Here is an 8,753-nt window from a genome sequence, read left to right on the forward strand (position 1 = left end):
GTCGTCCACATCTGACGGCTGTCCTTGCCGTCGACGGAGACCTGCAGCGGACGACTGCGCCGGAGCACGATCGTCTCGGACTGTTCGACGGTGTCGTTGGCGGCTGGGAACAGATCGTCGCGTTCACCGACGTCGAAACCGTTCTCCCGGACGACGTCGATGACGTGCGACTTCATGGTCGCCACGGTCACCGACTGGCCGTCGACGTTCAGCGTCACGGTCTTGTGGGCACCGACCGCGTAGCCGCCAGCAAATGTCAGCGCGACGAGCAGGGTGGCCACCAGGAGCCGAAAGTGAGGCGAGCGTGCTTCATGGAGCTTGTGCAAAAAATTCAAGAACTTTTTCCCGACTATCGGATCGACGACCAATGAACAGTCCGGGCCGACCACACGTATTACAGAACGGTAACGAAATCCCCTCGTGGCAGCAACTCGCGGTCACCTGCGGAATCCGTAGGTCCGGATGGCGTTCTCGGAGGTCTCGCGCGCGAGATCGGCGGCGGGCCGACCCACGACCTCGGCCAATGCCCGCACGGTGTACGGCAGGCAGTACGACTCATTCGGTGCACCGCGGAAGGGGTGGGGCGTCAGGAACGGCGCGTCGGTCTCGACCAGGAGCTGTTCCGGCGGGATCAGGGTGGCCGCCTCGCGTAGGTCTCGCGCATTGCGGAAGCTGACCGTGCCGGACAGGCTCAGCAGCCAACCGGCATCGACGCAGATGCGCGCCATGTCCGGTCCCGACGAGAAGCAGTGGAAGATCACGGTGTCAGGGGCGCCCTCCGCAGCTAAGACGTCGAGCACCGCCGCGTCGGCATCGCGGTTGTGGATCATGAGCGGCTTTCCGGTCCGCTTGGCGAGGTCGATGTGCCACGCGAACGCCTCGCGCTGCTCGGCGGGCTCCGCGCAGCCATCCAGCTTGCCGGGCCAGTACAGGTCCATACCGGTCTCCCCGATCGCGACGACGCGCTCATCGGCGGCGAGCCGTTCGAGCTCGGTGCGGGCAGCGTCGGTGAGCGCATTGGCGCGGGTGGGGTGCAGGGCCACCGCTGCGTAGACGCGTGGATCCCAACCGGCGGCGCAGACCACCCACCGAGCGGCTTCGAGATCGTCGGCGATGGTGACGACCGCCGACACCCCGACGGCCTCGGCCCGGTCGAGGATGGCCCGCACGTCGTCGGCGTCGGACGCCCCGCAGGCGTCGAGGTGGGTATGGGCGTCGACCAGCGGTGCGAGCGGCTCCGGCGCTGGCGGCGGCTCGCGGCGGGAACTCATCCCCCACACAATAAAGTGGTCATCCTCATGACTGATTCATCCCCCGGCGCGAGGACGCGCACCCCAGGTGCGCCGTACTACATCACCACCGCGATCGACTACCCCAACGGGGCGCCACACATCGGGCACGCATACGAGAAGACCGCCACCGACGCGATCGCGCGGTTCAAGCGGCTCGACGGCTTCGACGTCCGCTTCCTCACCGGCACCGACGTGCACGGACTGAAGATGGCCCAGACGGCGGAGAAGGAAGGCATTCCGACCGCGGAGCTGGCGCTGCGCAACTCGGACGTCTTCCAGGCGGTGCAGGAGCGCCTCAACGTCTCGTTCGACCGGTTCATCCGCACCAGCGACGCCGACCACTACGACGCCTCGATCGAGATCTGGAACCGGATGAACGCCGCGGGCGACATCTACCTGGACTCGTACTCGGGCTGGTACTCGGTGCGCGACGAACGCTTCTTCGCCGAGGACGAGCTCGAGGAGCGCGCCGACGGCATCCGGCACTCCATCGAGACCGGCACACCGGCCACGTGGACCGAGGAGCAGACCTACTTCTTCCGGTTGTCCTCGTACACCGACCGGCTTCTCGCGCACTACGAGGCGCATCCCGAATTCATCGGGCCCGACGTCCGGCGCAACGAAGTGGTCAGCTTCGTCTCCAGTGGACTCCGCGACCTGTCGATCTCACGCACCACGTTCGACTGGGGCGTGCCCGTGCCCGACCATCCCGACCACGTCATGTACGTCTGGGTCGACGCGCTCACCAACTACCTGACCGGCGTCGGCTTTCCCGACACCGGCTCTGAGGCGTTCCGCAGGTACTGGCCCGCCGATCTCCACATGATCGGCAAGGACATCATCCGGTTCCACGCCGTGTACTGGCCGGCGTTCCTGATGTCAGCCGGGATCGAGCTTCCGCGAAGGGTTTTCGCGCACGGGTTCATCAACGTCAAGGGCGAGAAGATGAGCAAGTCGGTCGGCAACGTGGTGGACCCCATCGCGCTGGTCGACGAGTTCGGCGTCGATGCCGTGCGGTACTTCCTGCTCCGCGAGGTGCCGTTCGGCCAGGACGGCAGCTACAGCGAGGAATCGATCATCAGCCGGATCAACACCGATCTGGCCAACGAGTTGGGCAATCTGGCGCAGCGGTCGCTGTCGATGGTGAACAAGAATCTGGGCGGGGTCGTGCCGCAGCCGGGCGACTTCACCGACGAGGACACCGCGCTGCTGGTCCTCGCCGACGAGCTGCTGGCAGGCGTGCGAGCGCACTTCGACGTGCCTGCCATGCATCTGGCGCTCGAGTCGATCTGGCTGATGCTCGGCGCCGCCAACCGCTACTTCTCCGCCCAGGAGCCGTGGGTGCTGCGCAAGTCCGACGCGGCAGCCGACCAGGAGCGGTTCGGCACCGTGCTCTACACGACGCTCGAGGTGGTGCGCATCGCTGCCCTGCTGATCCAGCCGGTGATGCCGGAGTCGGCGGCCAAGCTGCTCGATCTGCTCGGACAGCCCGCCGACCAGCGGGACTTCATCGCGATCGGAACTCGGCTGGCGGCCGGGACGGCGCTCCCCAAACCCGAAGGCGTGTTTCCCCGCTATCAGATCGAGTGAGCTGCGCCACGTTCGGCGCAGGGGTGTCACACTTCTGCGGTCGGAGGTGTCTTGAGGTCAGACCGGCTCACCAGAGCCGCACCATCTCAAAGGAGTTCTCGTGGCCAGCAAGACCAACGTCGTCGTCATCGGTGGCGGATACGCGGGCGTGATCGCCGCCAACCACCTTCGCGTCAACGGCGACATCGCCATCACGCTGATCAATCCGAGGCCTGAGTTCGTCGAGCGGATCAGGTTGCACCAGCTCGTCACCGGGTCCGACGATGCCGTCGTCGACTATGCCGACGTACTCGCGGCCGACGTCCGGCTCCTCGTCGACACCGCCGAGCTCATCGATACCAATGCGCGGATGGTCACCCTCGGCTCGGGGGGCAGCGTGGGCTACGACTACCTGGTGTACGCCGTGGGCAGCACCGGCGCTGCGCTGAACGTTCCTGGCGCGGCCGAATTCGCCTATCCGATATCGGAGTTGGAGCATGCGCAGCGATTGCGCGCAGCCATGGCCGGGGTACACCCCGCGGCTCCGGTGGTGGTGGTGGGCGCGGGCCCGACCGGAATCGAGACGGCCACCGAACTCGCCGAGGAGGGCCAGGCCGTCACACTCGTGTGCGGTGACGTGCTCGGGCCCTATCTGAGCGAGGCCGGCCGCCGGTCGGTGGCCAAGCAGTGCAAGAAGCTGGGCGTCACCGTCATCGACGGGCCGGGGGCAAAGGTCGTCGAGGTGCGCAGGGACTCCGCGCTGCTGGCCGACGGCCGGGAGCTGCCCAGCCTCGTGACCATCTGGACCGCCGGCTTCGGCGTGCCCGACCTCGCTGCTCGCAGCGGCCTGGCGACCGACGCGATCGGGCGCCTCCTCACCGACGAGACCTTGACGAGCGTCGACAACCCGTACATCGTCGCCGCCGGTGATGCCTCGGCACCGTCGGATTCACCGCTGCGGATGAGCTGCCAGGCGGCGCTCCCGCTCGGCGCTCAGGCCGCGAACACCGTGCTGAGCCGCATCGCAGGCACCCAGCCCGATGTGGTGAACCAGGCGTTCGTCGGCCAGTGCATCAGCCTTGGCCGCAAGGCGGGCACCATTCAGCTGGCCCACCTCGACGACCGCGTGCTGCCGCTGTTCATCGGAGGCCGTAGCGCGGCGACGATCAAGGAGGCCGTCTGCAAGGGCACCGTGTCCTTCCTGGCGAAGGAGGCGCGCAAGCCGGGTTCGTTCTTCTGGCTCAAGGGCGGCAAGCGGGCAGAGCGCCTGTCGGCGGCCGATCAGGTGGCTCCGGTTCGATGAACGCCACGCCGGGAGACGAGCACGCCGAGCGGTTCACCGGCCTGCGGCCGCTGCTGTTCACGATCGCCTACGAGATCCTGGGCACCGCAACGGAATCCGAGGACGTACTCCAGGAGAGTTATCTGCGGTGGGCCGAGGTGGACCTCAGCAGAGTCCAGGACACCAAGGCCTACCTCGCGCAGCTCGTCACCCGGCAAGCGCTCAACGCTCTACGCGCCCAGGCCCGCAGGCGCGAGGAGTACGTCGGGCCATGGCTTCCAGAGCCGCTTCTCCTCGACGCCACCGATGCATCGTCGGACGTCGTTCTCGCCGAATCGGTGTCGATGGCGATGATGGTGGTGCTCGAGACGCTCAGCCCCGACGAGCGTGCGGTGTTCGTGCTGCGTGAGGTATTCGGCTTCGGTCACGATGAAATCGCCTCGACGATCGGCAAGTCCACGGCGGCGGTGCGTCAGATGGCGCATCGCGCCCGCGAGCACGTGCAGTCCCGACGCAAACGGTTCGAACCGGTGGACCCCAAGCGATCGCTCGAACTCACGGCACAGTTCTTCGCCACGGCGTCGACGGGTGACATCGACTCGCTCATCACGATGCTGGCGCCCGACGTCGTGTGGACCGCCGACAGCGACGGGAAGGCCACCGCCGCCCGCAGGCCCGTCGCCGGCGCCGGTCGAGTGGCCCGGCTGGTGCTCGGCCTTCTGCGCTTCGCGGGCGACGAGGGCCGCGTGGAACCGGCGTTCTACAACGGCGCGCCCGCACTGGTGCTGTACCTCGGCGAGAAGCTGGAGGGCATCATCTCGGTCGAGATCACCGACGGTTTGATCACGCACTTCTACGCCATGCGCAACCCCGAGAAGCTCGGCGGTGTCAAGGTCACCCGGGAGATCTCCCGATCGGCGTGACAAGCTTGGGCGGTGCAGGTCGAGCGGATCGCGTTGGCGCGCAGTGCCCCGGAGGTGCTGCGCGCCGTAGCCGCCGCGACCAGGCGTCTGGAGTTGCCGCCGCCCGGCGCGCTGACCGGCGACTGGTTCTCCTCGCGTGCGGTGATCGCACCGAGCGTCGCCGTCGAACCCGTCGACGTCACGGGCGTTTTCGATGCCGGACCCGGTGCGCGCAGTGACGCGATCGGCGGCGGGTGGATCGGCTACCTGTCCTATCCCGATGCCGGCCGCGACGGCTCGGGGCCACGGATCCCCGAGGCGGCCGGCGGCTGGACGGACGACGTTCTGCGCCAGGACGTCAGCGGAAACTGGTGGTATGAAAGCCTTTCCGGGGCATCGGCACCGAATTGGCTGACCGATGCGCTGGTCGGCGACGTGCCGTCCTCGGCATGCCACGTCGAATGGGGTGAGGCCGACCGGGCCGCGCACCGTGCCGGCGTGCTGGCCTGTCTCGACGCGATCACCGCAGGCGAGGTGTACCAGGCGTGCGTGTGCACCCAGCTCACCGGGAAGGTGACCGGTTCGCCCGTCGACTTCTACGCCGACGCCGTCGCGCGTACCGCCCCTGCGCGGGGGGCATTCGTCGCGGGAGCGTGGGGCGCGGTCGCCTCGCTGTCACCGGAATTGTTCCTCAGCCGCGTCGGCGAGACGCTCGCGTCGAGCCCCATCAAGGGCACCCTGCCGCTTGACGAATCACCGTCGGCGCTGCGCGAATCGGTCAAGGACGTGGCCGAGAACATCATGATCGTGGACCTGGTCCGCAACGACCTCGGCCGCTTCGCCGTCACGGGCTCGGTCACCGTGCCCGAGCTTCTGGTGGTGCGCCGCGCGCCGGGTGTGTGGCATCTGGTGTCGACCGTCACGGCACGCGTCGGCCTCGACGTGCCCATGTCGACGATCCTGGATGCGACGTTCCCGCCCGCGTCGGTCACCGGCACGCCGAAGGGCCGGGCCCGCGAGCTACTCGCGACGTGGGAGCAGGCCCGGCGGGGAATCTATTGCGGTTCGGTCGGTTTGGCGTCACCGGTCGCGGGCACCGAGCTGAACGTCGCCATCCGAACCGTCGAGTTCGACGCCGCGGGGCGTGCGGTGCTCGGCGTCGGCGGCGGCATCACCGCGGACTCGGATCCCGACGCGGAGTGGCGCGAGTGCCTGCACAAGGCGGCGCCGGTCGTGGGTCGGTTACCGTCTGGCCCGCAGGACCGCGTCGTACAGCTCACGCCGTGACGGCGCGCCGGGGTTGTCGGCGATCACCTCGGCGCAGGCGTCCTTGACCCCCGCACCGGCTTCGACCAACTCGTTGACCTCGGCCACCAGCGTCTCCAGGTCGGCCTTGGGCTCGGCGCCCGCGACCACGACGGTGATCTCGCCGAGCACGCCGTCGGCGGCCCACGCGGCGAGCTCGCCCAGCGTGCCGCGCTTGACCTCCTCGTGGGTCTTGGTCAGCTCGCGGCAGACCACCGCAAGCCGGTCGGGCCCGAGCCGGTCAGAAGCGTCGTTCAGGCACTCGGCGAGGCGCCTCGGAGACTCGAAGAACACACACGTGCGTCGCTCGCCGGCCAGCGTCGCCAGCCACGTCAGCCGCGCGGAGTGCTTGCGCGGCGCGAACCCCTCGAAACAGAAGCGGTCCGACGCCAGACCGGACACGGCGAGCGCCGTCGTCACGGCCGAGGGTCCAGGCAGGCAACTGACGGTCAATCCCGCCTTCGCGCAGGCGGCGACCAGGCGATAGCCGGGATCGCTGATCAGCGGCATGCCCGCATCGCTCACCACCAGCACCGTGGCGCCCGCCTCGATCTCCTCGACGAGCCACGGCACCCGGGCCGCCTCGTTCTGATCGAAGAAGCTGACGACCTTGCCCGCCGGGGTGACGTCGAGGGCCTGCGCCAGCGCACGGACCCGCCGGGTGTCCTCGGCGGCGACCACGTCCGCGCTTCCCAGTGCCTCGACGAGGCGAGCAGAAGCGTCGCCTGCCTGGCCCAACGGAGTTGCAGCCAACAGCAGTCGTCCGGGTGTCACACCGAACAGAATACGATCGCTCGTGTGACCGCCCCGCCCATCGAGCCCGACGTGGCTGCCGTCGAGAGTGAGCGCTCGGTCCCGGTGATCAGCCCGGGCCCGTTGGTGCCCATCGGCGACTTCGGTCCCGTCGACCGGCTCCAGGGCTGGGCGATGACGTCGGTGATCATGGCGCTGGCGTCCATCACGCGGTTCCTGAACCTCGGGTCGCCGACCGATGCGGGCACCCCGATCTTCGACGAGAAGCACTATGCGCCGCAGGCCTGGCAGCTGCTGGGCAACCACGGCGTCGAGGACAACCCCGGCTACGGCCTGGTGGTCCATCCGCCGGTGGGCAAGCAACTGCTCGCCATCGGCGAGGCTCTGTTCGGGTACAACGGGCTGGGGTGGCGCTTCTCTGGCGCGGTGTGCGGCGTCGTCGTCGTGGTGTTGGTGGCCCGGATCGTCCGCCGGATCACCAGGTCGACGCTGATCGGCGGCATCGCGGGCCTGCTGATCGTCGCCGACGGCGTCAGCTTCGTCACCGCGCGCACCGCACTGCTGGACATCTTCTTGACGGTGTTCGTGGTGGCGGCGTTCGGGGCGTTGATCGTCGACCGCGACCAGGTGCGCGAGCGGATGCACGTCGCCCTGCTCGAGGGCCGCATCGCCGAGACGCCGTGGGGGCCACGGCTCGGCGTGCGGTGGTGGCGCTTCGGTGCGGGCGTGCTGCTCGGTTTGTCCGTCGCGACGAAGTGGTCGGGCCTGTACTTCGTCCTGTTCTTCGGCGTGATGACGCTGGCGTTCGACGTGGTCGCGCGTCGGCAGTATCGCGTGCCCCGACCGTGGCTCGGCACGCTGCGCCGCGACGTCGGCCCCGCGGTATGGACGTTCGGCCTGATCCCGCTCGGCGTGTACCTCGCGTCATACGGTCCGTGGTTCGCCTCGGAGACGGGGGTCGACCGGCACGAGGAGGGCGACTCCTTCGCCAGCGGCGGCCTGATGCCGGACGCCATCCGTTCGCTGTGGCACTTCACCTACGGCGCGTTCAAGTTCCACTCCGGGCTGACCAATGCCGCGGGCAACCACCACCCGTGGGAGTCCAAGCCGTGGACGTGGCCGATGTCGTTGCGCCCCGTGCTGTATGCGATCGATCAGAACGACGTGGCGGGCTGTGGCGCCCAGTCGTGCGTCAAGGCCGTGATGCTGGTTGGCACGCCCGCCATGTGGTTCATCGCGGTGCCGATCCTCGGGTGGGCGGTGTGGCGGTCGTTCGTCAAGCGCGACTGGCGCTACGCGGTGGCGCTGACGGGGTACTGCGCCGGCTATCTTCCGTGGTTCGCCGACATCGACCGCCAGATGTACTTCTTCTACGCCGCTCCGATGGCGCCCTTCCTGGTGATGATGATCGCGCTGGTCCTCGGCGACGTGCTGTACGCGCCAAGGCAGAACGCCGAGCGACGGACGCTCGGCCTGCTCGTCGTATGCCTCTACGTGGCGGCCGTCATCACGAACTTCGCCTGGATGTACCCGATTCTGACCGGGCTTCCGATCTCGCAGGCGACGTGGAACATGCAGATCTGGCTGCCCAGCTGGCGATAGCCGCGTCCCCGGCCCACCTGCCCGCCGAAATAGCATTCCCTGTCGCTG

General features: G+C 68.5%; 8 protein-coding genes. 5 read left to right on the top strand and 3 right to left on the bottom strand.

The window, feature by feature from the left end:
- On the bottom strand, nt 1-335 hold a 335-nt coding region (locus ACRDUX_RS39180), incomplete at its 3' end, for a ubiquitin-like domain-containing protein (RefSeq protein WP_526422668.1).
- A gap of 102 nt (nt 336-437) precedes the next feature.
- Nucleotides 438-1,271, bottom strand: a complete 834-nt coding sequence (locus tag ACRDUX_RS39185; RefSeq protein WP_526422670.1) for a TatD family hydrolase — start codon at nt 1,269-1,271, stop codon at nt 438-440.
- Between the two features lie 27 nt (nt 1,272-1,298).
- Here ACRDUX_RS39185 and metG point away from each other — a divergent pair, with 27 nt between their 5' ends.
- The 4 genes from metG (at nt 1,299) to ACRDUX_RS39205 (ending at nt 6,332) form a co-directional block, all read left to right on the top strand.
- Complete coding sequence (gene metG / locus ACRDUX_RS39190) at nt 1,299-2,882, top strand: methionine--tRNA ligase (protein WP_526422672.1); 1,584 nt, start codon at nt 1,299-1,301, stop codon at nt 2,880-2,882.
- A 100-nt stretch (nt 2,883-2,982) separates the two neighbouring features.
- Nucleotides 2,983-4,164 (top strand): NAD(P)/FAD-dependent oxidoreductase, encoded by a 1,182-nt coding sequence (locus tag ACRDUX_RS39195; RefSeq protein WP_526422674.1) that lies wholly within the window; start codon nt 2,983-2,985, stop codon nt 4,162-4,164.
- Nucleotides 4,161-5,066 carry an RNA polymerase sigma-70 factor gene (locus ACRDUX_RS39200; protein WP_526422676.1) on the top strand — a complete coding sequence of 302 codons (906 nt, stop codon included), beginning with the start codon at nt 4,161-4,163 and terminating at the stop codon, nt 5,064-5,066. Before ACRDUX_RS39195 ends, ACRDUX_RS39200 begins: the two co-directional genes overlap by 4 nt.
- 12 nt (nt 5,067-5,078) lie before the next feature.
- Nucleotides 5,079-6,332 (top strand): aminodeoxychorismate synthase component I, encoded by a 1,254-nt coding sequence (locus tag ACRDUX_RS39205; RefSeq protein WP_526422678.1) that lies wholly within the window; start codon nt 5,079-5,081, stop codon nt 6,330-6,332.
- Here ACRDUX_RS39205 and rsmI read toward each other — a convergent pair.
- Complete coding sequence (gene rsmI / locus ACRDUX_RS39210) at nt 6,288-7,124, bottom strand: 16S rRNA (cytidine(1402)-2'-O)-methyltransferase (RefSeq protein WP_526422680.1); 837 nt, start codon at nt 7,122-7,124, stop codon at nt 6,288-6,290. The two genes, ACRDUX_RS39205 and rsmI, sit on opposite strands and share 45 nt — an antisense overlap.
- Before the next feature lie 51 nt (nt 7,125-7,175).
- On the opposite strand from rsmI, the gene ACRDUX_RS39215 reads away from it, so the two are divergent.
- Nucleotides 7,176-8,705 (top strand): dolichyl-phosphate-mannose--protein mannosyltransferase, encoded by a 1,530-nt coding sequence (locus ACRDUX_RS39215; RefSeq protein WP_526422681.1) that lies wholly within the window; start codon nt 7,176-7,178, stop codon nt 8,703-8,705.
- Nucleotides 8,706-8,753: the final 48 nt, after the last annotated feature.

The organism is Mycobacterium sp. (assembly GCF_050701675.1).
Classification (GTDB): Bacteria; Actinomycetota; Actinomycetes; order Mycobacteriales; family Mycobacteriaceae; genus Mycobacterium.

Bases quoted from the DNA above. Each gene is read 5' to 3' on its own strand.
- ACRDUX_RS39185 (WP_526422670.1), bottom strand. From the start codon at position 1,271: ATGAGTTCCCGCCGCGAGCCGCCGCCAGCGCCGGAGCCGCTCGCACCG.
- ACRDUX_RS39200 (WP_526422676.1), top strand. From the start codon at position 4,161: ATGAACGCCACGCCGGGAGACGAGCACGCCGAGCGGTTCACCGGCCTG.
- metG (WP_526422672.1), top strand. From the start codon at position 1,299: ATGACTGATTCATCCCCCGGCGCGAGGACGCGCACCCCAGGTGCGCCG.